This is a genomic window from Bradyrhizobium sp. MOS002 (assembly GCF_003020115.1).
GTDB lineage: Bacteria > Pseudomonadota > Alphaproteobacteria > Rhizobiales > Xanthobacteraceae > Bradyrhizobium.
Map to the genome: position 1 here is coordinate 42,849 of NZ_PYFX01000008.1, position 24,499 is coordinate 67,347.

Consider the following 24,499-nt stretch of genomic DNA (forward strand, 5'->3'; position numbering starts at 1 on the left):
TCATGGCCGGCGATCCCAACGCACCGCATTTCCCCCGCTCGGCGCCGATCGAAGCTTATGGCAAGGGCGGCTTTGCCTTTGCCGGCATGTCGCATCGGGGATCGCTGCTTTGCCTGCCCGACGCGATCTGGGCCTGGGACATAACGGACCCCGTGAAGATCGACCGCTATTCGCTGGATCGAGTCTTCAAGTCCGCCAACAGCATCGACACACTCCTGATCGGCACCGGAACCGGGGTCTGGCTGCCGCCGCCGGAACTGCGGCAGGCGCTCAAAGCGGCGAGGGTGGTTCTGGATACGATGCAGACCGGTCCCGCCGTGCGCACCTACAACATCATGATCGGCGAACGGCGGCGCGTCGCGGCCGCGCTGATCGCCGTGCCATGAGTGGCTCCGCGCCGCCGCCGGATTCTGCCGCGTTCTGCGGTGACCTCGTGCGCAGCCACGACTTTGCGCGCTACGCCGCGACCCTGTTCGCCCCCGCCGCCGAGCGCCGCGCGCTGCTGGCGCTCTATGCCTTCAATGTCGAGATCGTCCGCGTCCGCGACCAGGTGAGCCAGCCCTTGCCCGGTGAAATCCGCCTGCAATGGTGGACCGACATGCTGTCGGGCCAGGTCCATGGCAGCGCCGAGGGCAATCCGGTGGCAGCGGAGCTGCTCCGCGCAATCCGTGATTTCGACCTGCCGGTCGAGCCGCTGTCGCTGCTCGCCGACGAGCATCAATTCGATCTCTACAACGATCCAATGCCGACCATGGCGGCTCTCGAAGGCTATCTGGCCGCGACCTGCTCGGCGTTGTTCGCCCTCGCGGCACGGATCATGGCGTCACCTTTGGACCCAGCCGAGCATCTCGCGCGGCATGCCGGGTTGGCTCAGGGCATCGCGCAAGTCATCGCGAACTTGCCGCGCGATGCGGCGCACCGGCAATTATTCCTGCCGCAGCAGGTTCTGGCGAGCCACAATTGCAACATGGAGGACGTGTTCGCCGGCAAGGAGACGCCGAATTTGCGCGCCGTGCTGGACCAACTCGCGGGCGAGGCCGGGCAGCATTTGACCACGGCGTTGTCGCTGTTGGCCGAGGTGCCGGTGTCGGCACGGCCAGCGTTTCTGCCTCTGAGCCAGGTGCGGGCCGACCTCAAGCGCCTGTCGCAGCCCGGGCGCAATCCGTTTACGCCGCAACAGTCGTCGCGGCTGCGCACGCTGTGGACGCTGTGGCGGGCCTCGCGTTCCCGGGAGTTTACCAAATAGCTGTTGGCTTATCGCCTCAAACTGCCAAATGCCCTATGCTGTCCCATGGCTGAGTTGTCCCAAAGCACCTCCTCTGATCTCAGCGCCCTTCCGGTCTCGCTGAGCGACATCCATGCCGCCGCCGTGACCATCCGCGGCGCCGTCGTGGAGACGCCCTGTAGCTACAGTCGCACGCTGAGCAATATCTGCGGCTGCGACATCTGGCTGAAGTTCGAGAACCTCCAGTTCACGTCCTCGTTCAAGGAGCGCGGCGCGCTCAACCGCCTTACGGCGCTCACGCCGGAGGAGCGCGCGCGGGGCGTCGTCGCGATGTCGGCGGGTAACCACGCGCAGGGTGTCGCCTATCACGCCAAGCGGCTCGGCATTCCCGCAACCATCGTCATGCCGGTCGGCACGCCCATGGTGAAGGTCGAAAACACCAGGCATCACGGTGCCGAGGTGGTGGTGACGGGCGCCACGCTGGAGGAGGCAGCCGCATATGCGCGCAGCCACGGCGAAGCCCGCGGCATGATCTTCGTCCATCCCTATGACGATCCGCTTGTCATCGCGGGGCAGGGTACCGTAGGGCTGGAAATACTCAAGGCAGTGCCGGAGCTCGATACGCTGGTCGTCCCGATCGGCGGCGGTGGCCTGATCAGTGGGATCGCCATCGCCGCGAAATCGATCAATCCGTCGCTGCGAATCGTGGGCGTCGAGGCCTGGCTCTATCCCTCGATGTACAACGCCATCCACGGCGGCAATCTGCCGGCGCGCGGCGACACGCTCGCCGAAGGCATCGCTGTGAAATCGCCCGGCAAGATCACGACCGAAATCGTCCGCCGCCTCGTCGACGACATCGCGCTGGTGAACGAAGCCGAGCTCGAGCGCGCGGTCGCGACCCTGATCTCGATCGAGAAGACGGTCGTCGAAGGTGCCGGCGCCGCCGGTCTCGCCGCACTGATGTCCGACCCGTCCCGTTTCGCCGGCCAGAAGGTCGGGCTGGTGCTGAGCGGCGGCAATATTGACACACGGCTGATCGCATCGGTCCTGACCCGCGAGTTGGCGCGCGAGGGGCGGCTCACCCAGCTGTCGCTCGACATCCCCGACAGGCCCGGCCAACTGGCTGCGGTCGCGGCACTGCTGGCCGAGGCCGGCGCCAACATCATCGAGGTCTCGCACCAGCGCACCTTCTCGGATCTTCCGGCCAAGGCGACGCTGCTGCAACTGGTGATCGAGACCCGCGACAGCGCCCATCTCGACGAGGTCATGGCGAAGCTTGGCGCATCCGGATTGAGTGCGCGCTGTACCTGATTGGCGCGACCGTTATTCCGGCAGGCCGGCGGCACGAAGCGCCTCGCCAAGGGACGACGCAAGCGACGGGGAACAGTTAACGCCTGAGAACTGCCGGCTGTAGCGAAACGTCGGGTGCAACTCGAGCACCCGGGCGGCCGCCGCCCTCGCTTCTTCCAGACGTCCGAGCTTTGCGAGCGCCGCGGCCAGTTGCACATAGGTAATGCTGTGTCGAGGATTGGCCTGAACCGACCGGTAGGCCGCACGACAGGCATCTTCATATCGACCGCGGTGGAAGTGTCCCATGGCCTGCGCGTCGAACGCAGCAAAGGCCCAGGGATCGAACGGACTGAGCCGCACGCCCCTTTCGCTCCACTCGATGGCGCGGTCGGCTTCGCCGCTCCAACCGAGCATGACGCTGCCGAGGATGTAGGTCAGCGCCGATGATGGGCTGATGGCGAGTGCGGCGTCGAGTGCAGTGAATGCTGCGGAACGATCGTGCCCATCCATGCCGATCGAAAAAGCCGCAAGGGTGAGAGCAAGCGCGTCATCCTGTCCGTGGATCAGGGCCGACCGTGCATGATGGATCGACGCGGCCCGATTGACCTCCTGCAAACCGGCTCGAAGGAACAGGCAATGGTGGCACATTGCGGCATTGCCGTGCGCTAGCGCATAAGTGGGCTCAAGCGCGATCGAACGTGCGAGCAGCACAAGGGCTTGCGTGACCTGCTCTGGCATTCCGGAATCGACATCCGGCTGGGCCCGCAGGACAAGATCATAGGCATCGAGGCTGTCGGGCCGTTGGCGCTTGACCCTGTTGAATTCGGCGCGCCGCAGGCTCGGCGCAATGGCGCCGACGACCGATAGGGCGATGTCATCCTGGAGGGCGAAAACGTCCTCGGACCCGCGGTCGTAGCGCTCGGCCCACAAATGCCCGCCGGTCGACGTATCGATCAACTGACCCGTGATACGGACCGTTGTGCCGGTCTTCCGGACGCTGCCTTCCAGCACATACCGGACGCCAAGCTCGCGGCCGACCTGCTTCAAGTCCACCGCACGCCCCTTGTAAATGAACGTCGAATTCCGCGCGATTACGAACAGCCAGTTGATGCGCGACAGTCCGGTGATGATGTCGTCGACCATCCCTTCGGCAAAGTAGTCTTGCTCTGCATCACCGCTCAGGTTCGCGAAGGGCAAGACCGCGATTGACGGCCTGTCAGGCAACATCAGCGATGGCGCTGCGGAGGCGGCGGATGCGTGATCCCGATGGGACGTCGTAACGGAGGGACCCACATAGCGATAGCCACGCCGCGGCAGGGTCTCGATCCAGCGGGCCTCTCCAGAGATATCCGCCAAAATGCGCCGCACAGCGGCGATTTGGACGGTCAAATTACTGTCCTCGATTGCCTGGGCAGGCCACGCCGCCTCGATCAAGGCTTCCTTGGACACCGGCGCGCCGGCCCGTTGCACGAGCAGGGCCAAGAGCAGGACGGCTCGCTGGCCGAGGGGGATCGGCTCGGCACCGTGGAAAAGGATTCCTGCATCGGCGTCGAGACGGAATGGACCAAATTCAAGGATCATGGCCATTGCCAAAGAAGGGCACATTTCGGAGGTTTTTTGCAATGTTTTCCGAACGGCTTCACCACTTTCAGGAGCCGCTGGATCACCATGGCGTGGTTTTCAGCAGAGCCGCACCGAGCCATGGAGGGTCACATGAACGCCAAACCGCTCATCCGCAGGTCCGGCGAGACCAAGGGAATCATGCTACGCGGTCAACCGATGGCCTTCCTGGTTACCGGCGAAGATACAAAGCACACCAGCATGTTCGACTGGACGATACCGGCAGGGTTCGCCACAGGCCGGCACGTTCATCGCGTGCAGGAAGAGACCTTCTACATGCTGGAGGGCGAGTGCGAATGGCATGTCGGTGACGAAGTCGTCCGAGCGGCACCGGGGACCTATCTCTTCATTCCCCCCGGCGTCCCGCACAACATCACCAACGTCAGCGAGAAGCCAGCGCGCGTGCTCATGACGGTCTCTCCACCGGGACACGAACGCTACTTCGAAGAGTTGGCCAAGCTGACCGCAAGCGGAGCCCCGGACGCGAAAGCCATCAGTGAATTGCGCGCCCGTTTCGACACCGACCAGCTGTCGGCGCTGACAACGAAAGGTTGAAGGCCATGTGCTGGGGCGACGGCGGATCGGCTTCGAACTCGATTCGGTCGAGCAGGTTCTTGCGCCTTGCTATCGTGGCGTCAAAGCTTCCAGGTGGGCGATCAGCCGATCGATCTCGGCTTCCGTATTGTAGTAATGCGGGGAGGCGCGGACCACCGGCGGCAGCGAGCGAATTTCGGCATCGATGCGCGTGCTCGACGGATCCGAGGCACCGATCGTGATGCCGGCTGCGGCCGCGTCGCTGACGACCGCGTCCGCCTCGTACCCTTCCACCGTGAAGCTGACGATGGCTCCCGGAGCGCGTCCGAGGTCGCGAATTCTGGTGCCGCGAATGGACGCAAGGCCGCCCCGGAGGCGGTCCGCCAGCATGCGGCAACGCTGCTCGATGGGGCCGATCCCGATATCGAGGGCATAGTCGACGGCCGCGCCGAGCCCCAGCCGGGCTGCGTAGTTGTTCTCCCAGGTCTCGAAACGGCGCGCATCGTCACGCAGCCGATAAGCGTCCCGGGAGACCCAGGGTGCGGCGAAGTGGTCGATCATTGGCGGTTCGAGCTGCTGCAGCATCGCCCGGCGGACGTAGAGAAAGCCGGTGCCGCGCGGGCCGCGGAGGAATTTGCGACCGGTCGCCGACAACATGTCACAGCCAATCGCCTCGACGTCGACCGCCATCTGTCCGACCGCCTGGCAGGCGTCGAGCAGATAAGGAATGCCCTGCGCCCGCGCGATCTTGCCGACGGCCGCAGCCGGATTGACCAGCCCGCCATTGGTCGGAACCCAGGTGATCGCAATCAGTTTCACGCGCTCGTCGATCATGCGTTCGAGCGCGTCAACGTCGAGCTCGCCGCTGGCATCGCTCGGCACGATGTCGATCGCGGCGCCTGTTCGCTTGGCGACCTGGAGAAAGGCGACATAGTTGGCCGCGTACTCCGCTTCCGCAGTCAGGATCCGGTCGCCCTGACGAAACGGAAGCGCGTAGAACGCCATCTGCCAGGCAACCGTCGCATTCTCCATGAGGGCGATCTCATCGGGCGCGGCATTCAGCAGGCGCGCCACTGAGCCGTAGACGGATTCAAGCTGGGGCGCCTCACGGTCGGCGGCGGCATAGCCTCCGATCTCGCTCTCCAGATCGATATGGTGCTTCATGGCTTCGACGACAGCGACGGGCATGAGCGCCGCGCCCGCATTGTGCAGGTAAGCCTGCCGGGAGGTGGCTGGCGTGTCGGCACGTACTCGCTCGATGTTGATCAAGTCAATCTCCGGCTCGGACTATCGTCGCGTCAGTGCGGCATTTCCTCGAACTGCGGCAGGTTGAGCGGCGTGTTCCACGACATGCGACGCTTGGTGAACATCTCGATCTTCGGTGCAACGAGGTCAGGCCGGTCGAGGCTGCCCAACTGGACGAAGACCGTCTTGGGGAAGCTATCGAGATTAGTGGTAAAGACCCGCGAACCGCATTCCGGGCAGAAATTGCGATCCAGGCCTTTGCCGGAATTGGCGATGTAGTGAAACGCCTTCGGCTTGCCGCAGAGAAGCGTGAAATCGTCCTCGGGTACCGCGAAGAAGGTCGCCATCTCGCCGCCCGAAGCGCGCTTGCAGTCGTTGCAATGACAATTGGCGATGAAGGACGGATCGGTGCTGAATTCGAACTTGATGGCGCCACAGGCGCATTGAGCGGTGTACTTCTTGGCCATTGATCGCCTCAGGTTGGTTGAGGATAGCGGCGCGATCATAATGGCCGGTCGGAGAAGCGCGCGCAACAATGCTTCCGGCGCGGCGTCTCGCCTCAGATGCAGAGGCCGAGCAGCTTGATGTGGCAGCCGCCGGATTTCGGCTTGCTTGCAGGAGCGGCTTCGCGTTTCACGGCAACGAGGGGCTCCTTGTCCTTCTTGCCTTTGCCCTTCGGCTCATAGTCGCCCGCAATCACCATCGCCCAATACGTGCGTTTGCCGCTGGCGTTTTTCGCGCTCGCGATCCCGACGCGGGAAGCGTTGTGCAGCAGCAGGTTCTTGCGATGCCCGGACGAGTCGATCCACTGTCCCAGGGTCTTCTCGAAATTGTCGTAGCCGTAGGCGATGTTCTCGGCGGCGCGGCCTGCGCCGGCCGGTGCGACCCGGCGGTTGAACGGACCGAGGGCGTCGTGACTGAGGTCGTCCTTTGTCGCCATCGCGCGGGCCTGGTCCATGGCGATGCGGTCGAGGGTCGAATCGCGGGCGACGCGGACCTCACCATGCTTGAGGCGGAAGCTCGAGATCAGCTCGGCCGGAGACTCGGCCATCGCGGGCGCGGCGGCGATCAGCAGAAGCACGGCGATCAGGCCGCCAACCACACGATGCATCGTCGTCCCCCGAGTGCCCATGATCCCGCCAAGTCCCCGCCAAGCCCGAATGATCGGATCGCTTCTCTATCGCCAATGTGGACGCTTCAAGGCGTGATCCACGCTAGCCCGCCGGCAGGTCGGCCTCGAAATTGAAGCGGTCGCGCAGGTTCTTGCGCTGCTCCAGGATGTCCTTGAGGAAGGCGCGGTCCTGGTCGTTCTTCATCATCGGCTCGATCAGGTCGAGCTGGTTCATGGCGACCAGTTGCAGGATCTCCGTGCGCGGCTTGCCGTCCGGATTGCGTGGCAGCGCGTGCACGACCTGGATGTGTTCCGGCGGCTTCGGCCCCTTGGCGGCGGTGAGCTCGTTCCGCAATTGGCCTTCGAGCGCGGCCTGATCGGCTTCGACGAAGGCATAGAGCCCGACACCGGAGCGGCGGTCGGCAAAGGCGACGATGGCTGTGTCGCGCACCGCGGGGTTCTTGCGGATCAGTTCCGCCAGCACCGGCGCGTCGTTCACAAGCCGGCGGCCGCCGCCTTCGCGGTCGGTGAAGTTGAACAGGCCGCGGGTGATTGCCCGATAGACCTTCTTCCCGGTGGCGAGCCACAGGCTGGCGGCGAACGACTTCTTCGCCAGGATCTTGCGCTCGCGCGGCGTCAGCGCCTCAGGCGCGTAGGAGCGCTTGTGCTTGAGCAGATGCCGGAGATCTTCATAGGCCAGGATGCGGGAAAGCCGGCCGCGACGTTCGAAGCAGGCCGCGAGTTGGAAGTCGGTCACATAGGCGAGCCCGTCGCGGCCGACCAGCCAGTTCTGTTCCTTGGCAAGATCGTTGTGGCAGATGCCGGCGCGGCGCAGCCGTCGCAGCGCGGCCTTGGCCGAGCGAAAATAGGCAAGGTCGCCATGCGGCTTCGCCAGATGCAGTGCGACACCATCGACGAAGCTGCGCACCAGCGCGCGGCGTCCGGCCCACAATAGCTCGGGGCCGACATCGAGGCCCTTGGCGAGTGCCAGCGCATGCTTCTCCCGGGCGAACAGATGGCGCGCCAAAAGGAATGACCACCACGGCACCTCGTCGAGGCGGCGCAGCACCGCGTCGACCTCGCCGTCATCGTCGCGGAATCGGCCGCGCTCGACGGTCGAGAACACGTCGCGCTTGAGCAGCACGCCCTCGGTCCAGCGCGCCGAGAGTGTTGCGGCGTCGTCTTTGGGAAGATTCATCAAAAACTCACGCCGCGGCGGCAATGCGCAGGTGATCGGCGATCCAGCGATCGAGATCGGCGAGCGCCAGCGCGCTCATCGCCTGCTTTTTGGCCACCGTCTTCTCGTTCCCGCGCAGCCGGCTTCCGTCGGGCTTCTTCGTCGGTGCGCTAGCGAGCGGCGGGAACAGGCCGAAATTGATGTTCATCGGCTGGAACGAGCGCGTGCCGGGCTCGATGGTCTCGATATGCCCGCCGGTGATGTGGCCGAGCAGGGATCCAAGCGCCGTCGTGCCCGGCGGACTCGCAAGCGTCTCACCGCGCACGTCCGCTGCCGCATAGAGGCCGGCGATCAGGCCGATGCTGGCGGATTCCACATAGCCCTCGCAGCCCGTCATCTGGCCGGCAAAACGCAGCCGCGGCTGCGCGCGCAGGCGCAACTGGCCGTCGAGCAGCTTTGGCGAGTTGAGGAAGGTGTTGCGATGCAGGCCGCCGAGGCGAGCGAATTCGGCCTTCTCCAACCCCGGAATGGAGCGGAAGATGCGTTGCTGCTCGCCGTATTTCAGCTTCGTCTGGAAGCCGACGATGTTGTAGAGCGTGCCGAGCTTGTTGTCCTGGCGGAGCTGCACGATCGCGTAGGCTTTTGTGGTGGGATCGTGCGGGTTGGTGAGGCCGACCGGCTTCATCGGCCCGTGGCGGAGAGTCTCGGGGCCGCGTTCCGCCATGACTTCGATCGGCAGGCAGCCGTCGAAATAGGGCGTGTTGGCCTCCCATTCCTTGAATTCGGTCTTCTCGCCGGAGACCAGAGCTGCGACGAAGCCGTCATACTGCTCCTTTGTCATCGGGCAGTTGATGTAGTCGGCGCCGGTGCCGCCGGGACCGACCTTGTCGTAGCGTGACTGGAACCAGGCCACCGACATGTCGATGGATTCGCGGTGCACGATCGGGGCGATCGCGTCGAAGAAGGCGAGGGCGTTCTCGTCGGTCAGCTCGCGGATCGCGTCGGCCAGCGGCGCCGAAGTGAGCGGGCCGGTCGCAACGATGACGTTGCTCCACTCGGCCGGCGGCAGGCCTGCCACCTCGCCGCGTGCGATCTCGATCAGGGGATGATCGTTCAGCGCCTTGGTGACGGCCGCTGAGAAGCCGTCGCGGTCCACCGCCAGCGCGCCGCCGGCTGGCACCTGATTGGCGTCGGCTGCGCGCATGATCAGCGAATCGAGGCGGCGCATCTCGGCATGCAGCAGGCCGACGGCGTTGTTGGCGGCATCGTCCGAGCGGAACGAATTGGAGCAGACGAGCTCGGCAAGCCCGTCGGTGCGGTGTGCCTCGGTCATGCGGGTCGGCCGCATCTCGTGCAGCACCACGGGCACGCCCGATTTGGCCACCTGCCAGGCGGCTTCGGAGCCGGCAAGGCCAGCGCCGATCACGTGCACGGTATTTGATTGGGGTCCTGTCATGGGGCGGACAGGTAGCGCTTTTCGGCGATCAGTGGAATCGCCGAGATCGAGTTTTCTGCCTCCGGATGCGACAACGCCCGCACGAGGCGGGCGCTATCGGTTCGTCCGGCTAAGGGCTGAACGATATCAGCCCTGATACTGACCGGCGGCAACGCGCGGGATGTCCGAGCGATCGAGGCCGATGTCGGCCAGCTCGCGATCGCTGAGCTGGGACAGCTCGGCAACATTGCGCTGATAGTCCCGGAAAGCCTGGATCATGCGGATGAGCGAAAGCAGCATTGGTAGTCTCCTGTAGTTCGATTCAGCTCTTGCCCGAGCCTCATCGTTGAAATGAATATAGGTGAGAGTGGTGCAGTGCGAAAGTTCCTATGTTGCGATGCAGCTAATCGCTGGATGCATGGCATCGGTAACGGACGATTAACCCAAGGGCAGGCCCGCCCAAAGGGTAGGCGAAACAGGAAAATGCGTGCGGAAAATACCCGTTGATTCACGGATTTACGGCAGATCAGCCGGCTCCGTTCAGGGGCGAAATAAGTTGCTTTCCGGCCGTCCGCAAGCTGATTGACTAGCTTCTATACCCAAGTCTCGCATGCGCGAATCGCATGATGAGCGAGTGTGTTTAGTGAATTAATATTCACTTGTTAGCGTAGAGGTGCCCTTTTTAGCCGCTGTGGCCGGCGATTCGCCTGACCCGGCGGATCGACATGACGAAAGTCGGTAAGTCAGGACGAATCTAGCCCGCTTCGTGAGCCCCGGCCTCTGCCCTAGCGTAGTGCACACACGCCGAACGTGTGGCCTTGATTACAAGCATGTAATGAAAATCAGAAATTTCTCATGCGGCTCTGCGTGGCACGCAACATCACGCAATTCTCGCGGGGAATTCATTGCGTCAAGTTGCCGCGCCCGGAGGAAAGTGATGTCGCAGAATCCGGCAATGTCGCTGGCTCTGGCCCAAGAACAAGAGAAGGAAGGTAACGTCATGACGAAGTTACTCGGGGTTATCGCAATTGCCGCGGTCGCATTCGCCGTCGCGCCAGCCCAGGCCGCCAAGCACGCCGCCGGCGGCTGCAGCTCGGCCAATCTGGAGAAGACCGAGACCGCGATCGAGAACATGGCCGATGGCGACGGCAAGTTCGTCGCGCAGAAGGAGATCGCGTCCGCGCAGGACTCGCTGCTCAACGGCAAAATGGGTGCGTGCGGCGCGCATCTGAGCAAGGCGATGCACGCCACTATGGGCAAATAAGAACTTCAGGAACGCACCAGGAGAGGGCCGGTCGCCAGGCGATCGGCCCTACGCGTTTTGACGAGGGCTTGCTAAGGGGCGTGCGCGAGCTGGGTGGCGAAATAAGCGATGGTCTTCGAGTAAACCTCGCTCTTGTTCCACTGCTGCAGCACCGCGAAATTCGGACTGCCCGGCTGCCAATCCTTACCCTTCTGCCAGCCATAGCCGGCAAGGTAGTTCGCGGTGGAGGCGAGCACGTCGGGGGCGTTGTGCAGGAGGTCGCGCTTGCCATTGCCGTCGAAATCGACGGCATATTTCATCCATGACGACGGCATGAACTGGGTCTGGCCGAGTTCGCCGGCCCACGCGCCCTTCATGTCGGCCGGTGCGAGGTCGCCGCGCTGGACGATGCGCAGCGCATCCAGCAGCTCGGCGCGAAACTGCTCGGCGCGGCGGCAGTCATAGGCCAGCGTCGCCAGCGAGCGGATGGTCGCGAACTTGCCGGTATTGACGCCGAAATCGGTCTCGAGACCCCAGATCGCGACCAGCACCTCGCCGGGCACGCCGTAGGTCTGCTCGATCCGCGAGAGCACTGAGCCGTATTGCTTCATCATGTTGGAGCCGCGCGTCATGCGCGGCGGCACCATGCGACCGGAAAACTCCTCGAAGGTCTGGGTGAAGACCTTCTGCGAGCGGTCGCGGTTGAGCACGCTCTGATCGAGCGTTACCCCGGCGAGCCCGGCGGAAATGGCCTGTTGCGAGACGCCTTTGGCCGCGGCGTCCGTTTTGAAGTCTGCAAGCCACGCGTCGAAATTGCCCGAACCGCAGGCAACGGCGGCGAGCGCTGGCTGAGCGGATAGGATGGACGCGGTGATGGCTAAGGCTGCGAGGGCGAGACGAGAAATCGTCGGGGTCATTCGAGCAAATAAATTCCGTGAAGTGATCTGAACGGCGGGCGCAATCTCGGTGGAAACCGCGGCCAAAGCAAGGCGTATGACGGTGCGCGATCCTGCCGGCACCGGGGCAGGATCGCATGTCACGATATCGTCAGGCGTCGGTCCGATTGCGCCAGGGGAAGAGGTTGGCGGGGAAGTCGGCGGCCGGCTTGCGTGGACGATGCGGCGGAGGCGGCACCGGACGCGTGGCCGGATCCGACACGATCACCTTGCGGTAGAGATGCCAGGTGGCGTGGCCAAGCAGGGGGATCACCACGGCAAGGCCGAGGAAGGCGGGAATCGTGCCTAGCGCCAGCAGCACGGCCACGATCAGGCCCCAGGCCGCCATCGGCACCGGGTTCTTCGCGATAACGCGGAGCGACGTCACCATTGCCTCGAACGCGCCGGCATGCCGGTCGAGCATCAGCGGGAACGACACGGCGCTGATGCAGAGCGCGGCAAGGGCGAACAGAAAGCCGGTGCCGCAGCCGACCACGATCAGCCACCAGCCTTGCCGGCTCGTGAGCACGCGCGTCAGAAAATCCGAGATCCCGGACGCGCCCTCATAGCCGAAAGCCGCGACGTAGATCGCCTGCGCGGTCGCAACCCAGGTCACGAACAGGGCCAGCAGCAGCGCGCCGAGACCGAGCATGGCGCCGAAGGAGGGCGAACGCAGCACCTCCATGGCATCCCAGGCGCTGGCCTCTTCATAGCGCTCGCGCCGGCTGGAGAGCTCGTAGAGACCGAGCGCGGCGAACGGGCCGATCAGCGCGAAGCCCGCGGCCAGCGGGAACAGCAACGGCAGCACCGAATAGCCCATCACCACGCGTGCAAGCACGAGACCCAGCACAGGATAGATCACGCAGAGGATGATGGCGTGGCTCGGCACCGCCTTGAAATCGTCCCAGCCGCGCTTGAGCGCATCGTGCAGATCGGAGAGTTGGATGGTTCGGATCACAGGTCCAGCCGCTTCTGCGGTCTGGGCCAAGGTGGGGACATTGCCCGGGTAGAATGTGGCCATGGTCGCTAGCTCCCTTGCCATGCGGCCGCATCTGGCGCCAGCAAACGGCGCAAGCGGCCGCTATTCTGAGTTTCGCGATCCCAACCAGACGCGAATTCCGGATGGCATCGCGAACTGAACGTCAAGCGTACGCCCATTTGCGAGTCATGTCCCTCACGCTTGGGTGAGATTCGATGCCGCAGCGCAACCTCGATGATGTCATTCGGTCGTCATTTCGCCGCAGATAAGCTGATGCTGCGTGTTGGTCCGCGGAACTTTGCGGGCACAACGACGCAACTTGGTCTATAAGTGCCACTCAAGGCCCTTCCACGGGTCCTTTTCGGGGAGCAGACATGAGCATTTTCGGGAAAATTATGGGCGCGATCTTCGGTAGCCACCCAGCTTCCGCCGCGCCCGCAGGCGGTGGTCCGTCGGGCAGCGCGCCCGCAGGGGCCGCGCCGAGCGGATCCGCGCCAGCGGTGGATGTTGCCTCGATCGTCGATGCGGCGGTCGCCGCGCACAAGGGCGAGAAGCTGGAATGGCGCACCTCGATCGTCGACCTCATGAAGGCGCTCGACATCGATTCCAGCCTCGCTGCGCGCAAGGACCTCGCCAAGGAGCTCGGCTACAGCGGCGATACCAACGATTCCGCGAGCATGAACGTCTGGCTGCACAAGCAGGTGATGTCCAAGCTCGCCGCCAATGGCGGCAAGCTGCCGCCGGAGATCAAGCACTGACCGATCGCCCGGTCGCAATCCAAGGGCCCGCGATCGCGCGGGCCCTTTTGCATTCAGGCGACGAGATCCGCATCTTCCGGATGCTTGTCGAGATAGTCGACGACGAAGCCGCAACCGGCGATCACCTTCCTGCCGTCGCGGCGGATCAATTCCAGCGCGCCCTTGACCAGCTCGGAGCCGATGCCGCGGCCGCGCAGCGCGTGCGGCGTCTCGGTGTGGGTGATGATCACCGCCGACGGCGTCAGCCGGTAATTGGCGAAGGCGATTTCGCTGCCGACATCGAGCTCGAAGCGGCTTCTGTCCTTGTTGTCCCGTACCGATGGCGCCATGCAAAATCCTTCCGACATGCTGCTTGCCTCTGATCTAGGCGCCTGAACCGGGCCTTGCCAAGGTGCGACCAAGAGTGGTTGCCGCAGGGGAGATATCCGGAAAATGCGTGTCCCGCTCAGCCTCATCGCGCTGCTCGCCGCGCTGACCTCGCCGGCGCCGGCTTCGGCGGCAGGCGGTCCGGCCTGGGAGGCTTGCGTCGGATTGACCAGCTCGCCGGACCAGCGGATCAAGGCTTGCTCGACCGTGATCGAAACCAAGAGCGAGAGTGGACCCCGGCTCGCCGGCGCTTATTGCAATCGCGGTCATGGCCTCACGGAGAAGCGTGAGCTCGACGCGGCGCTGTCCGATCTCGATGAGGCGGTCAGGCTCGACCCCGGCTATGCCTGCGCCTACAACAATCGGGGCCGTGTCCACAGTTTCAAGCGCGACTATGATCGCGCCATCGCCGATTACGACCTGGCCATCAAGCTCGATCCGTCGCTGGCGCTGGCCTACAGCAATCGCGGCGAGTCGCGTTTCAACAAGGGCGACCTCAACGGCGCCTTCGCCGACTTCGACGCCGCGATCAAGCGTGATCCCAAATACGCCATGGCCTACGCCAATCGCGCGCTGGTATATTACCGCAAGCACGACATAGCGCATGCCATCGCCGACTACACCACGCGGATCAAGCTTGCGCCCGATCTGCTCGGCTATATCGACCGCGGCAACGTCTATCGCGACAGCGAGCAGCTTGATCGCGCCGCCGCCGATTATGGCGAGGCGATCCGTGTTGCGCCGACCGACGCGCGCGGCTGGCGCAATCGCGGCATGATCCGGCTCTATCAGGGCGACAGCAAGGGCGGCCTTTCCGATTACGACAAGGCGCTGCAATACGATCCCTCCGACGTGTTCTCGTGGAGCAACCGCGGACAGGCCAAGCTGCGGCTCGGCGACAAACAGGGCGCGATCGCCGATTTCAGGAAGGCGCTGGAATTGAAGCCTGGCCTGCCGACGGCGCAGGAGCAGCTCAGGAAGCTCGGGGTGTTGTAGCTCTCGGTCGCTTCTCGCGACGACGGGGCTGGACTTCCACCAGGTCCTGATAGTCCGGATGCTTCAATCGGTCGCCTTGGCGAGCCTGGAATCCTCGGGTTGTGCCTGCGGGCGCAGGCATCCCTGGCAGATGACGAGGGAACGGTTGACTCTGGCGTCCTGTTCCGCCTCGATGCCGTCCTGCGCCTGCCACCATTCCTCCGAATAGGGCTGAAGCCCGGCTTGCGACCTGTTGCGCTCGGATCGGGCGACGGTCCGTGTTGATTCTGAGCCAGCGCGCGGGTGATTGGGATTCTCGCCGGCGCCGTCCCAGGCATAGCGCGCAGGCTTGAGGGCGGGATCGGAGGCGAGATGAGCTTGCGGGCCCACGGCACATCCGGCAAGCGCCAGCGACAACAGGAGGAGGGCGGGCGCTTTGACCATGATGCGGCACTCTGTACGCGAGAACTGACGAAGGTTGCGCCGATCATGTTTAAAATTTCCTGAATGATCGCGGCGGCGCTGACGACCAATGCCAATGCAATATCTGATCCTCCTGCTCGTCCTGTTCGCAACTGCTGCGCGCGCCGACAACGCAAAGCCGTTCAATCCTGCCGACTATCCACCCGGCGTGCAGAAGGCCGTGCGCTACGCCAATAAGGAATGCGAGAGCCAAGGCGGCGGCGCGGTGACTTTGCGCCGGATACCGTGCGCCGGATCGACCTGACCGGCGACGGCCGCGAGGACTACATCGTCGATTTCCGCGACACCAAATGCGGCGACCGCGAGACGACCTATTGTGGAACCGGCGGCTGCGTCATGAACACTCTGGTCACGTTGCCGGATGGCAGTGTGCAACCCGTTTTTGATGGCCGTGTCCGCAGCTACGAGATCAAGCCAAAACCAATGAAGCGGGGTGCGGCGCGCACCATCCGTTTTGATCTGCATGGAAGCTATTGCGGCGGCTTTGGCGCGCAGGCTTGCGTCAAGGAGAGGGCCATCTCGGTGGCGCCGTTCGCGTTCAAGCAGCCTTAAGGCAGGTACGCGGCCAGTGGCCTTGCAGGGGCGCTGGCTATGGCGATAAATGGGCTGCAATGAGCGGGCGGCTCGCGTGCCGTCCGCTGCCGAAGAGGAAGCCCGATGCAGCCCCTGCGCATGTCCCGCCGCGTCATGAACCTCGCTCACATGCTGACCCAGAATGCGCGGCGGCACGGGGCGCGTCCCGGTTTCGTCTGGGGCGACCGATCCTGGACCTGGCGCGAGATCGATGCGCAGGTCTCGGCGCTGGCGGCAGCCCTCGCGGCGCGCGGCATCGCCAAGGGCGACCGTATCCTCGTCCATTCCAAGAATGGCGACGAGATGTTCTTCTCGATGTTCGCCGCGTTCCGGCTCGGCGCGGTCTGGGTACCGACCAATTTCCGACTGATGCCGGACGAGGTGACGTATCTTGCGCAGGCCTCCGGCGCGAAGGCGTTTCTTTGCCACGTCGATTTTCCCGAGCACGCCGCGGCGGTGAAGGGCGGAGCGCTGGAATTCACCTGGAGCATCGACGGTCGGGCTCCATTTGCCGAGACGTCGGTTGCGGATGCCGTCGCATCGTGTGCCGGCACAAAGGTCGAGAACGTCGCGGTCGAGCACGACGATCCCTGCTGGTTTTTCTTCACATCGGGGACCACCGGCCGCTCCAAGGCTGCGGTGCTCACCCACGGTCAGATGGGGTTTGTCGTCACCAACCATCTCGCCGATCTCACGCCCGGCGTCACCGAAGCGGATGCCTCGCTGGTTGTGGCGCCGCTGTCGCATGGCGCAGGCGTGCATCAGCTGGTTCAGACCGCGCGCGGCGTGTGCACCGTGCTGCTGCCGACGGAGAAATTCGATATCGACGAGGCGTTCCGCCTGATCGAGGCGCATCGGGTCAGCAATCTCTTCGTGGTGCCGACCATTCTGAAGATGATGGTCGAGCATCCCGCCGCCGACAAATACGATCATTCCTCGCTGCGCCAGGTGATCTATGCGGGTGCGCCGATGTATCGCGAGGACCAGAAGGCCGCGCTGAAGAAACTCGGCAAGGTCATCGTACAGTATTTCGGCCTCGGCGAGGTGACCGGCAATATCACTGTGCTGCCAGCGGCCCTGCATGATCCCGAGGACGGACCGCACGCGAAGATCGGCACCTGTGGCTTCGAGCGTACCGGCATGCAGGTTTCGATCCAGGACGACGAGGGCCGCGAACTCGGCGCCAACCAGAGCGGCGAGATCTGCGTGATCGGCCCCGCGGTCCTTGCCGGCTACTACGACAATCCCGAGGCGAACGCGAAGGCGTTCCGCAACGGCTGGTTCCGCACCGGCGATCTCGGCCACATGGACGAGGAGGGGTTCGTCTACATCACGGGACGAGCCTCCGACATGTACATCTCCGGCGGCTCCAACATCTATCCGCGCGAGATCGAGGAGAAGATCCTGACGCATCCTTGCGTCGGCGAGGTCGCGGTGCTCGGCGTGCCCGATGCGACCTGGGGCGAGGTCGGCGTTGCCGTCTGCGTCGCCCGCGAAGGCGCGAAGCCGGTGAGCGAAGCGGAGATGGCGGCATTCCTCGGCCCCAAGGTGCCCCGCTACAAGATGCCGAAGCGGTTCTTCTTCTGGGAAGCCTTGCCGAAATCCGGCTACGGCAAGATTCCCAAACGGATGGTTCGCGACGAACTCGACGCGCGCGGGCTGCTCGATCTCGACAAGACACGGGCGGGCTGAGCGAAGGTCATGCGCAGCATCAAGCAGCCAGGCGTGCCGGTCGCCGAGCGTATTCAATGGGTGGAGGCGACGGGACGCGCTTTCTCCTTCACGCTTCAAGCAGGCCTGCCGCTGCTGGAGGCCGCGCGGCGCGGTTTTGCCGCGGAGGGATTTGCCGGCGGCGTGCTCAGCTTCGGGCGCGGCGCGCTCGGGCCGTTCGGCTATGTCATGCCGGCGCTGTCGAAGACCAGCGAGAACGCCGCGTTCTATAGCGACACATTCCGGCCGGGCGGCGTGACGCGCACCAGGCTCGGCAGCATGACGCTGGGCATGCGCGATGGCGCGCCGTTCTTTCATTGCCATGGGCTGTGGACGGAGGCCGATGGCCGCGCCGGTGGCGGCCACATGCTCCCGGACGAAACTGTTGTCGCCGAGCCGTTCGAGGTCGACGCCTTCGGTATTGATGGTGCGATGTTCAGTGCCGAGCCCGATCCCGAGACCAACTTCAAGCTGTTCGGGCCGGTGGCAGCTGCGCGCACCGGCGCACGCACGACCAGCCGGGCTTTCGCGCTGCGGCTGCGCCCCAATCAGGATTTTGCCGGCCGTCTCGAAGACTTCTGCCGCGCGCAGGGCATCGCGCGCGCCAGGATCCACGGCGGCGTCGGTTCGACCATCGGCGCGCGCTTCACCGATGGCGGCGTGACCGAGCCCTTCGCGACCGAGCTTGCGATAACAGCCGGCACGATTGCGGCCGGCTCCTCCGGCGCGCTCGAAGCCGCGCTCGACGTCGCCCTGATCGACTATACCGGCGGCATAGCGGAGGGCCGTCTGATCCGTGGCGACAATCCCGTGCTGATGACCATGGAGCTGGTGCTCGAGGTGCTGGCCTAGTATCGGCGAGCGATCATCAGTGGGCGCGCAGCTTGGCAATGGCCAAGAATGTGGAGTCACTGATCCCCGAACTCGATCCCTGAAACAGGTTGAGCAGAGGGGATTGACCCTGGCCGGTGCTCTGGCTGTTTCTGATGTCATACATGGCGGAGAAACGGCTCAACAGCTTTGTAACCTTCGCGGGATCGGACAGGTCCTTGATCTTCATGAATCTGTCCACGAACTTGGCCTGCTGATCGATCGGCATCGCCGCCATCGAGTCAGGCAGATCGAAAGTGGTCCTGAACACCTCCGAAAGAGCCTTGTCGGCAAGGATGTCATACGCGGACGTGATGTCCCCCGCCTTTCGCTGGAAATAGAGCGCCAGGCGGACGCCGGGATTCGCATCCCCTTGCTGCTGCTCCAGGCTTTGCTCGACATAGTTCGCTTGTGTTTCCCGAAACTGATCCCGCTTCTGTGGACCCATCATCGGAAGACGCGCGACGTTGCCCTTACTGTCGAAATTGAATGACGCCGCGATTTCGGCAAAGCGGGGATCGCTCTCGGTGTTCGCGAAGCTCTTTGGATCGTTCAGATCGGAGCTGAAGATCTTCCTGAGAAATTCGGTGCTGACCTTCTTGGGATCCAGACCCTTGGCCAAAAGAATGAAATCGACCATCGGCCTGTTTGCGAGAAGATCGGAAACACTGTCGATGCCGGTGATGGCTTGCTGATATTCCGTCGCATCCTTCGTGGCCTGTGCCCGAACTGCGGCCTGCTGCTGGGGAGTTGCCGTGCTTGCGCTCTTCACCGCCCCAATGACGTAGTCCTTCGCGGTCTGGAGGACTTCAGCCGAGTCCTGAGCCACCAAGGGGGTCGTCAGATTACCTTTTGCGTCGAAGTTGAAGGCGCGTGCCAGCTCCAAATAGCGATCGTCCTTGAGGGTATAGACGTAGCTCTTGGGGTCGTTGATATCGCTTTCGAGCACGGCCTTGACAGTCGCCGGCGAGACGTTTCCGGGATCGAGGCCGACGGCTCCCAGCGCAAAATCATACACGCCCGGTGTCGATACGAACGCCTGGACTGAATTGATCTTGAGAATGGCAATTCTGAATTGCCTGATTGCAAAAGCTTCGTTCAACGGGCTCGCCGCCGAATAGACGGCGGACTTGCTGTCGTCGAACCTCTGCTTCGTGATCGTGACGTTTGCAGCAGTCTGCGCGGATACGCCCGACGGAAGCGACCCGTCGGAGGAAAACTCGAACGCACCGGCCAGGTCGACGAACCCGCCGATCGTCCCTATCTGGTCGCTGAGGCTGGAAATGCTGTTCGCATATGACTCCAAATGATGCTTTTCGATCAGAATCTGGACGTTCAACTGGGTCACGTTCGCGCCCGGCTGCGATAGCTGGGTGGTGTAGTCGGCTATCCTTGAATTGGCCGCGGTGACATCCGACCGGGCCTGAGCAAGGTCGGCGTTGAGGCCGTTCAACTGAGAGGCGAAAGTGGTGTTGACGTAGCTGTTTGGATCGGATGGATCGCTTCGCATGACCTGGCTTATCGTGTCACGCGACCACTTGCTTTGATCGATCCCGTACGCCGAATAGACATAGTTGCGAAGACGATCGTCGTTCAGGAGCTGGTCTGCGCTGCCGATGTTGCCGATTTGGGCGTTGTAGTAATTCGAATCGCTGGCAAGTGCATCGACCTGGCTCTTCCTGGTCGCCGTGTACAGACCGATCATCTCATCGGTCTGGTTCTCCGATTGTGCGACCGGGGTTGCACTGCCATTGAAGGAAAATGCCGCAGCGAACTCGCGGTAACGCTTGTCGACCAGCTTGTTGACAAAGCTGTTTGCGTCGGCGAGGTCGCTGTCCAGCACCTTTTTCATGAAGGCCTTGGCGTAGGCCATGTCTTCCAGGCCATATGCCTTCGTTGCATAATGATAAAGGCGATAGTCTTTCATGAAGTCCTCGACGGACTTCACCTTGCCGATATGGGCTTTGTAATAGGCGGCCTCTCGCGCGACGTCCTGTTGCTGTTCGACCCGTGTCAGAGACTGCTTGAGATTGCGCGTGATGTAGCTGTAACCAAAATACGTTGATACCATCGCGCACTCCTCGCGGCTTCTTACGGTCCCGGACGTCCATCAATCATTGCGGGGTCGCGAGGTGGGGCCGGCCTCATGCCTGCCAACTGTCTCAGGGCTGGGTTTCCAAGGCGATTTCGGTCCGCAATCTCAGATTCCAGTTTGCCCGCGTGACGCATGTCGGGTTTTGTTGCTGTATGTTTCTCAGATGCAGCTTTCGCGAGGGTTGCGTTCCGGATATGTCCCGACCCAGAGATCGATCGGAATGGCTCTCGTCCCGGACGGGGCGCACCGCGTCCGGGGCACGAGAGCGGAATCCATCTTCGCAATCCAAATTGTACGCGCGGTTTCGCATTCTCGCGGCACATCGCGCCCGAGCTTTGCCAGTACGGTCGCCCCCAAAAATGCCGAGGGCGCAGGGAAGGCCGGGTGCCGGCCGGCACCCACGGTCCACTGTGCGAAGGTTGCGCTACAAGAGGCTGCACAGCGGCATACAGGTGAAGCCCAACACACGGCCTTCCCTGCGCAGTGGTTTTACGGCTTATGTCGCGCTCTCCCCGGGGAGCGATGCACTATTGCCCCCGTCGCCTTGCGGATGGCTGATGCTGCGGACCCGGTCGGGCCGCCACATCACCGCAACACTTGGCGCACAGACCCCGGGCGCCAGGACCACACGATTTTGCCGTACGCAGGCTGCACCGGTCGTGTGCGCGACGCCTTCGCTCACGGTTTCCCGCCCTGCAAAGCCGTTCGCGCCGACGCCGCCTGCGTCCACCACGTCCCATCCCGCGTTCGTGACGATCGCGATCCGCCCCTCGGCCGGGTTGGGATGGCTTTCTATATGATAATCCGAAATGCGGATAAAGAGAAATATTTTTGCAGGTCCCGATTGACCCGCTTATTGGGTGTTTTGCCCGCCGGGCGGCAAGGGGTGGTGGGGCGCGCGCGCCCGCCGCAACGTGGCCACGAACGGGTCTCCCCTCGGCCGCAAAATGCGCTACCATGATCCCAGCGTGCTTCAAGTCGCGCATGATCAACGAGACGCATGAGGAAACGAGATGAGGGTGACGATTGGACGGCGCACGGTCCTGGCTGCGGTGCTGACTGCCGTGGGCGCGGCGGCTTTGACGGCGGCGTTTGGCCCGGCTTCGACATCGGCTTGGGCTCACGGGCCGACCAGGCAGAAGGTGCGCGAATCCATCGAGATCAATGCTGCCCCCGCCAAGGTGTGGGCCGCAATCGGCAATTTCCAGGACATGAGCTGGCTGCCGCCGGTCACCAAGACCGAGGGCGAAAAGGGCAACGAGATCGGCGCGACGCGGAAGCTGACGCTGACGGGAGGCGCCACCGTCGAGGAGGAACTCTACAAGTTCGATGCCGCCGCTATGACCTATTCCTATCGGATCACCAATGTGGACGTGAAGGTGCTGCCGGTGACCAATTACTCCTCGACGTTGACGGTGACGCCGAGCGCTGACGGCAAGGGCTCGACGCTCGAATGGGCCGGCGCGTTCTACCGCGGCTTTCCCAACAACGATCCGCCGCCGGAGCTGAGCGACGAGGCCGCGGTCAAGGCGGTCAAGGGGCTGTACCAGGCCGGCCTCGAGGCGCTGAAGAAGAAGGTCGAGAGCGGAAGCTGACGGTGCGGGCGCTGGTCCTGGCGGCGCTCGCCGCCAGCCTTTGCCTGGACGGCATCGCGCACACCTCCGCCGAAGAGGCGTTCGTCACCAACCAGCTCAGCGACGACCTGATGGTCGTGGACCTCGCCACGGCGCGCAGCGTTGCGACGATCCCGATCGGCGGCAAGCCCGCCGGCGTCGCCGTCAGCGCGGACGGGCGCTTTGCCTATGTGACGAGCCCGGATGCCAAGGCCGTGACGGTGGTGGACGCAGCAACGCGGCAGGTTGCGGGGCGGATCGAGGTCGGCGGCGGACCGCTCGGCATTGCGGTCGCGCCTGATGGCCGCACCGTCTATGTCGCGGACTGGTACGCGGCGGCCGTGCGGGTGATCGATACGGCGAGCCGCAGCGTCACGGCCAGCATCGCGGTCGGCGCCTCGCCGTCGGGCCTCGCGGTGACGCCGGATGGCAAGCTGCTGCTCTCGGCCGACCGCGACGACGACAGCGTCTCGGTGGTCGACACCGCGACGCGCCGGCGCAGGGCGATCATCAAGGTCGGCACCCGTCCGTTCGGCGTCACCATCGATGCCGAGGGCAAGCGCGCCTACACCGCCAATGTCGGCTCCAACGACGTCTCCGTGATCGATATCGCCGCGGGTAACGAGATCGCCCGCGTGCCGGTCGGGATGCGGCCCTATGCGGTGGCGCTGGCGCAGGGCCGCGGCTTCGTCACCGACCAATATGGCGGAACTGTCAGCGTGTTCGATTTGGCGACGCTGAAGCCGATCAAGCGGATCAACGTTGGCGATTATCCCGAAGGCATCGCCGCGACCGCCGACGGCAAGCGCATCATCGTCGCCTGCTGGGAAAGCAACACGCTCGATATCATCGATGCGGCCGAGCTGAAGGTTATCGGTGAGGTCAAGACCGGCGACGGCCCGCGCGCGTTCGGGGCGTTCTTGCGCCGGACGGAGTAGGGCCGTCGTAGCCCGCATGAGCGGAGCGACATGCGGGACAGGGCTCTCCTCATCCACCGGCGTTCCCGGATATCGCTTCGCTCATCCGGGCTACCGCACCGGGGCACAGCGTCCATGCAATCTCATCCATCTGCTCAAACATGTGATCCGGCGCCAGCGCCCGCAGCGCCGCCGGCGCCGCATAACCCCAGCCGACCGCGCCGCAGGCAATGCCGACAGCCCGCGCCGCCTCGATGTCACGCACCTCGTCGCCGATCGCGATGACCTTGCCCGGCTCCACGCCGGCGCGCCGCATGACGCGGCGAAATTTCGACGGCTTGCCAAACAGCGACGCCGCGCAATCGAAATGGGCGAACAGCGCCGCGCAATCGTCGAGCTTCTCGCGCGCATTGGCTTCGCTGTCCGACGTCACCAGCGCGAGCTGCACGCCGCTCTCCGCCAGCGTCCGCAGCATCGCCTCGACGCCCGCGAACAGCGAAATCTCCTCCGCCGCATCCGCCTTCAGCCGCCGCGCATGCCGTGCGATCGCCGGCAGCTTCCACAAGGGCACTTCGAGCCGGCTCAGGATCTCGCGCGACGAAGCATGCCGCAGCCCCTCGACATCCTCATCCGCAACGCGGCGAAAGCCAAAGCGGTCGGCGACGTCGTTGATGGTCCGCAGGAACCACGGAAAGCTGTCGGCCAGTGTGCCGTCGAGATCGAAGATGGCGAGGGAGTAGGGCATGGAGACGAAGCTACACCACTAGGCTTTCCACACGGTATCCTCGGTCCATCCGAGTTGCTCGAATTCGCGGGCCCGGAGCGGTGCTTCTCCCTCGGCGAAGAATTCGTCGAGCTGGGGCGGCGCGACACCTGTTGCAGACAGCATTGCGTGCGCCTGTCCGCGGTGATGGATCTGGTGCTGAAACAGATGCATAAGTAGCCGATCACGGCGTTCGGTTTGGACCCGCGTGTCGCGGTTGATCCGCACGAGACCGTCGAGCAGCTCGGGCGTCAGTGCATCGCAGATGGCAATCAAGCGCTTGTCGATTGCGGCTTGCGCAGGCTTCAGCGCAGCAAGGGAAAGGTGCGGCACCTCGTTCTTCCAAGCCGCCGGCCCTAGCCATCCGCCCTCCAGTGCATCGACATAGAAGAGGTCGATGACATGGATGTGGTTGAGCGTGCGCTGCAGGCTCGGAAAGAAGCCGGTCCGTGCGGCTTCGAACTCGGCCTGAGACAGCGCCGCGCAAGCGGTGAGCAGCCGATGGTTCGCCCAAGCATTATTGTGGGCGAACGCACGATAGGTTTGCACAAGTCCTGCAGGCAAACGCGATCTCCCTCAGAC

27 protein-coding genes are annotated in these 24,499 nt (G+C 63.9%); 13 read left to right on the forward strand and 14 right to left on the reverse strand.

Annotated elements, in window-relative coordinates:
- The first annotated feature begins 2 nt into the window (after window positions 1–2).
- From C7G41_RS23290 to C7G41_RS23300, 3 genes are read left to right on the forward strand one after another with little or no spacing between them, the layout of a single operon-like run.
- Complete coding sequence (locus C7G41_RS23290) at window positions 3–386, forward strand: Mth938-like domain-containing protein (protein ID WP_106944721.1); 384 nt, start codon at window positions 3–5, stop codon at window positions 384–386.
- The gene (locus tag C7G41_RS23295; protein WP_106944722.1) at window positions 383–1,246 is read left to right on the forward strand and encodes a phytoene/squalene synthase family protein; all 864 of its coding nucleotides are present in this window, start codon (window positions 383–385) and stop codon (window positions 1,244–1,246) included. Before C7G41_RS23290 ends, C7G41_RS23295 begins: the two co-directional genes overlap by 4 nt.
- A 45-nt stretch (window positions 1,247–1,291) precedes the next feature.
- Window positions 1,292–2,536 (forward strand): threonine ammonia-lyase, encoded by a 1,245-nt coding sequence (locus tag C7G41_RS23300; RefSeq protein WP_106944723.1) that lies wholly within the window; start codon window positions 1,292–1,294, stop codon window positions 2,534–2,536.
- Window positions 2,537–2,548: 12 nt separating this feature from the next.
- On the opposite strand, the gene C7G41_RS23305 is transcribed toward C7G41_RS23300, so the two are convergent.
- Entirely contained in the window at window positions 2,549–4,102 is a 1,554-nt protein-coding gene (locus tag C7G41_RS23305) for a winged helix-turn-helix domain-containing tetratricopeptide repeat protein (protein WP_106944724.1), read from the reverse strand.
- Window positions 4,103–4,228: 126 nt separating this feature from the next.
- Here C7G41_RS23305 and C7G41_RS23310 point away from each other — a divergent pair, with 126 nt between their 5' ends.
- Window positions 4,229–4,690: a cupin domain-containing protein gene (locus C7G41_RS23310; RefSeq protein ID WP_007610684.1), complete on the forward strand. Its 462-nt coding sequence runs from the start codon at window positions 4,229–4,231 to the stop codon at window positions 4,688–4,690.
- 69 nt (window positions 4,691–4,759) lie between these two features.
- On the opposite strand, the gene C7G41_RS23315 is transcribed toward C7G41_RS23310, so the two are convergent.
- From C7G41_RS23315 to C7G41_RS23340, 6 genes are all read right to left on the reverse strand, one after another.
- A complete protein-coding gene (locus C7G41_RS23315; protein WP_106944725.1) occupies window positions 4,760–5,938 on the reverse strand; it encodes an aminotransferase class V-fold PLP-dependent enzyme in 1,179 nt (392 codons plus the stop codon).
- A gap of 29 nt (window positions 5,939–5,967) precedes the next feature.
- Window positions 5,968–6,381, reverse strand: coding sequence for a GFA family protein (locus C7G41_RS23320; RefSeq protein WP_106944726.1), 414 nt, complete (start codon window positions 6,379–6,381; stop codon window positions 5,968–5,970).
- A gap of 92 nt (window positions 6,382–6,473) precedes the next feature.
- Window positions 6,474–7,025 carry a CAP domain-containing protein gene (locus tag C7G41_RS23325; protein WP_199198562.1) on the reverse strand — a complete coding sequence of 184 codons (552 nt, stop codon included), beginning with the start codon at window positions 7,023–7,025 and terminating at the stop codon, window positions 6,474–6,476.
- A gap of 103 nt (window positions 7,026–7,128) precedes the next feature.
- Window positions 7,129–8,223, reverse strand: a complete 1,095-nt coding sequence (locus C7G41_RS23330; protein ID WP_199198563.1) for a serine/threonine protein kinase — start codon at window positions 8,221–8,223, stop codon at window positions 7,129–7,131.
- A 7-nt stretch (window positions 8,224–8,230) separates the two neighbouring features.
- Window positions 8,231–9,658: a methylenetetrahydrofolate--tRNA-(uracil(54)-C(5))-methyltransferase (FADH(2)-oxidizing) TrmFO gene (gene trmFO / locus C7G41_RS23335; RefSeq protein WP_106944729.1), complete on the reverse strand. Its 1,428-nt coding sequence runs from the start codon at window positions 9,656–9,658 to the stop codon at window positions 8,231–8,233.
- A gap of 126 nt (window positions 9,659–9,784) precedes the next feature.
- Entirely contained in the window at window positions 9,785–9,937 is a 153-nt protein-coding gene (locus C7G41_RS23340) for a DUF1127 domain-containing protein (protein ID WP_007590701.1), read from the reverse strand.
- 637 nt (window positions 9,938–10,574) lie between these two features.
- Here C7G41_RS23340 and C7G41_RS23345 point away from each other — a divergent pair.
- Window positions 10,575–10,901, forward strand: coding sequence for a hypothetical protein (locus C7G41_RS23345; protein ID WP_199198564.1), 327 nt, complete (start codon window positions 10,575–10,577; stop codon window positions 10,899–10,901).
- 71 nt (window positions 10,902–10,972) lie between these two features.
- On the opposite strand, the gene C7G41_RS23350 is transcribed toward C7G41_RS23345, so the two are convergent.
- Together C7G41_RS23350 and C7G41_RS23355 are read right to left on the reverse strand one after the other, a co-directional pair.
- Window positions 10,973–11,797, reverse strand: a complete 825-nt coding sequence (locus C7G41_RS23350; protein WP_106944731.1) for a lytic murein transglycosylase — start codon at window positions 11,795–11,797, stop codon at window positions 10,973–10,975.
- A 130-nt stretch (window positions 11,798–11,927) separates the two neighbouring features.
- Entirely contained in the window at window positions 11,928–12,836 is a 909-nt protein-coding gene (locus C7G41_RS23355; RefSeq protein ID WP_199198565.1) for a DUF2189 domain-containing protein, read from the reverse strand.
- Window positions 12,837–13,168: 332 nt separating this feature from the next.
- On the opposite strand from C7G41_RS23355, the gene C7G41_RS23360 reads away from it, so the two are divergent.
- Window positions 13,169–13,552, forward strand: coding sequence for a DUF3597 domain-containing protein (locus C7G41_RS23360; RefSeq protein WP_106944733.1), 384 nt, complete (start codon window positions 13,169–13,171; stop codon window positions 13,550–13,552).
- 53 nt (window positions 13,553–13,605) lie between these two features.
- Here C7G41_RS23360 and C7G41_RS23365 read toward each other — a convergent pair whose 3' ends face one another.
- Entirely contained in the window at window positions 13,606–13,881 is a 276-nt protein-coding gene (locus C7G41_RS23365) for a GNAT family N-acetyltransferase (protein WP_106944734.1), read from the reverse strand.
- Between the two features lie 103 nt (window positions 13,882–13,984).
- On the opposite strand from C7G41_RS23365, the gene C7G41_RS23370 reads away from it, so the two are divergent.
- Entirely contained in the window at window positions 13,985–14,914 is a 930-nt protein-coding gene (locus C7G41_RS23370; protein WP_106944735.1) for a tetratricopeptide repeat protein, read from the forward strand.
- A gap of 63 nt (window positions 14,915–14,977) precedes the next feature.
- Here the strand turns inward: C7G41_RS23370 and C7G41_RS23375 are convergent, their stop codons facing one another.
- Window positions 14,978–15,337: a hypothetical protein gene (locus tag C7G41_RS23375; protein WP_106944736.1), complete on the reverse strand. Its 360-nt coding sequence runs from the start codon at window positions 15,335–15,337 to the stop codon at window positions 14,978–14,980.
- Between the two features lie 94 nt (window positions 15,338–15,431).
- Here C7G41_RS23375 and C7G41_RS38340 point away from each other — a divergent pair, with 94 nt between their 5' ends.
- From C7G41_RS38340 to C7G41_RS23390, 4 genes are all read left to right on the forward strand, one after another.
- The gene (locus C7G41_RS38340) at window positions 15,432–15,620 is read left to right on the forward strand and encodes a hypothetical protein (RefSeq protein ID WP_245446646.1); all 189 of its coding nucleotides are present in this window, start codon (window positions 15,432–15,434) and stop codon (window positions 15,618–15,620) included.
- Entirely contained in the window at window positions 15,602–15,928 is a 327-nt protein-coding gene (locus C7G41_RS23380) for a hypothetical protein (protein WP_245446648.1), read from the forward strand. Before C7G41_RS38340 ends, C7G41_RS23380 begins: the two co-directional genes overlap by 19 nt.
- Window positions 15,929–16,033: 105 nt before the next feature.
- Window positions 16,034–17,641 (forward strand): acyl-CoA synthetase, encoded by a 1,608-nt coding sequence (locus tag C7G41_RS23385; protein ID WP_106944737.1) that lies wholly within the window; start codon window positions 16,034–16,036, stop codon window positions 17,639–17,641.
- Window positions 17,642–17,650: 9 nt separating this feature from the next.
- Entirely contained in the window at window positions 17,651–18,511 is an 861-nt protein-coding gene (locus C7G41_RS23390) for a PCC domain-containing protein (RefSeq protein WP_106944738.1), read from the forward strand.
- Between the two features lie 16 nt (window positions 18,512–18,527).
- On the opposite strand, the gene C7G41_RS23395 is transcribed toward C7G41_RS23390, so the two are convergent.
- Window positions 18,528–20,600: a DUF1217 domain-containing protein gene (locus C7G41_RS23395; RefSeq protein WP_106944739.1), complete on the reverse strand. Its 2,073-nt coding sequence runs from the start codon at window positions 20,598–20,600 to the stop codon at window positions 18,528–18,530.
- 1,037 nt (window positions 20,601–21,637) lie between these two features.
- Between C7G41_RS23395 and C7G41_RS23410 the strand changes: the two genes are divergently transcribed.
- A complete protein-coding gene (locus tag C7G41_RS23410; protein WP_199198566.1) occupies window positions 21,638–22,219 on the forward strand; it encodes an SRPBCC family protein in 582 nt (193 codons plus the stop codon).
- A gap of 2 nt (window positions 22,220–22,221) precedes the next feature.
- The gene (locus tag C7G41_RS23415) at window positions 22,222–23,175 is read left to right on the forward strand and encodes a cytochrome D1 domain-containing protein (RefSeq protein ID WP_106944741.1); all 954 of its coding nucleotides are present in this window, start codon (window positions 22,222–22,224) and stop codon (window positions 23,173–23,175) included.
- 49 nt (window positions 23,176–23,224) lie between these two features.
- Here C7G41_RS23415 and C7G41_RS23420 read toward each other — a convergent pair whose 3' ends face one another.
- A complete protein-coding gene (locus tag C7G41_RS23420) occupies window positions 23,225–23,899 on the reverse strand; it encodes an HAD-IA family hydrolase (protein WP_106944742.1) in 675 nt (224 codons plus the stop codon).
- Window positions 23,900–23,917: 18 nt separating this feature from the next.
- Complete coding sequence (locus tag C7G41_RS23425; RefSeq protein WP_106944743.1) at window positions 23,918–24,481, reverse strand: DinB family protein; 564 nt, start codon at window positions 24,479–24,481, stop codon at window positions 23,918–23,920.
- Between the last annotated feature and the right edge of the window lie 18 nt (window positions 24,482–24,499).

Bases quoted from the DNA above. Each gene is read 5' to 3' on its own strand.
- C7G41_RS23325 (WP_199198562.1), bottom strand. From the start codon at position 7,025: ATGCATCGTGTGGTTGGCGGCCTGATCGCCGTGCTTCTGCTGATCGCC.
- C7G41_RS23375 (WP_106944736.1), bottom strand. From the start codon at position 15,337: ATGGTCAAAGCGCCCGCCCTCCTCCTGTTGTCGCTGGCGCTTGCCGGA.
- C7G41_RS23390 (WP_106944738.1), top strand. From the start codon at position 17,651: ATGCGCAGCATCAAGCAGCCAGGCGTGCCGGTCGCCGAGCGTATTCAA.
- C7G41_RS23385 (WP_106944737.1), top strand. From the start codon at position 16,034: ATGCAGCCCCTGCGCATGTCCCGCCGCGTCATGAACCTCGCTCACATG.
- C7G41_RS23340 (WP_007590701.1), bottom strand. From the start codon at position 9,937: ATGCTGCTTTCGCTCATCCGCATGATCCAGGCTTTCCGGGACTATCAG.
- C7G41_RS23420 (WP_106944742.1), bottom strand. From the start codon at position 23,899: ATGCCCTACTCCCTCGCCATCTTCGATCTCGACGGCACACTGGCCGAC.
- C7G41_RS23360 (WP_106944733.1), top strand. From the start codon at position 13,169: ATGAGCATTTTCGGGAAAATTATGGGCGCGATCTTCGGTAGCCACCCA.
- C7G41_RS23350 (WP_106944731.1), bottom strand. From the start codon at position 11,797: ATGACCCCGACGATTTCTCGTCTCGCCCTCGCAGCCTTAGCCATCACC.
- C7G41_RS23300 (WP_106944723.1), top strand. From the start codon at position 1,292: ATGGCTGAGTTGTCCCAAAGCACCTCCTCTGATCTCAGCGCCCTTCCG.
- C7G41_RS23295 (WP_106944722.1), top strand. From the start codon at position 383: ATGAGTGGCTCCGCGCCGCCGCCGGATTCTGCCGCGTTCTGCGGTGAC.
- C7G41_RS23395 (WP_106944739.1), bottom strand. From the start codon at position 20,600: ATGGTATCAACGTATTTTGGTTACAGCTACATCACGCGCAATCTCAAG.
- C7G41_RS38340 (WP_245446646.1), top strand. From the start codon at position 15,432: ATGCAATATCTGATCCTCCTGCTCGTCCTGTTCGCAACTGCTGCGCGC.
- C7G41_RS23410 (WP_199198566.1), top strand. From the start codon at position 21,638: ATGAGGGTGACGATTGGACGGCGCACGGTCCTGGCTGCGGTGCTGACT.
- C7G41_RS23320 (WP_106944726.1), bottom strand. From the start codon at position 6,381: ATGGCCAAGAAGTACACCGCTCAATGCGCCTGTGGCGCCATCAAGTTC.
- C7G41_RS23305 (WP_106944724.1), bottom strand. From the start codon at position 4,102: ATGGCCATGATCCTTGAATTTGGTCCATTCCGTCTCGACGCCGATGCA.
- C7G41_RS23355 (WP_199198565.1), bottom strand. From the start codon at position 12,836: ATGGCCACATTCTACCCGGGCAATGTCCCCACCTTGGCCCAGACCGCA.
- trmFO (WP_106944729.1), bottom strand. From the start codon at position 9,658: ATGACAGGACCCCAATCAAATACCGTGCACGTGATCGGCGCTGGCCTT.
- C7G41_RS23365 (WP_106944734.1), bottom strand. From the start codon at position 13,881: ATGGCGCCATCGGTACGGGACAACAAGGACAGAAGCCGCTTCGAGCTC.
- C7G41_RS23345 (WP_199198564.1), top strand. From the start codon at position 10,575: ATGTCGCAGAATCCGGCAATGTCGCTGGCTCTGGCCCAAGAACAAGAG.
- C7G41_RS23370 (WP_106944735.1), top strand. From the start codon at position 13,985: ATGCGTGTCCCGCTCAGCCTCATCGCGCTGCTCGCCGCGCTGACCTCG.
- C7G41_RS23290 (WP_106944721.1), top strand. From the start codon at position 3: ATGGCCGGCGATCCCAACGCACCGCATTTCCCCCGCTCGGCGCCGATC.
- C7G41_RS23330 (WP_199198563.1), bottom strand. From the start codon at position 8,223: ATGAATCTTCCCAAAGACGACGCCGCAACACTCTCGGCGCGCTGGACC.
- C7G41_RS23310 (WP_007610684.1), top strand. From the start codon at position 4,229: ATGAACGCCAAACCGCTCATCCGCAGGTCCGGCGAGACCAAGGGAATC.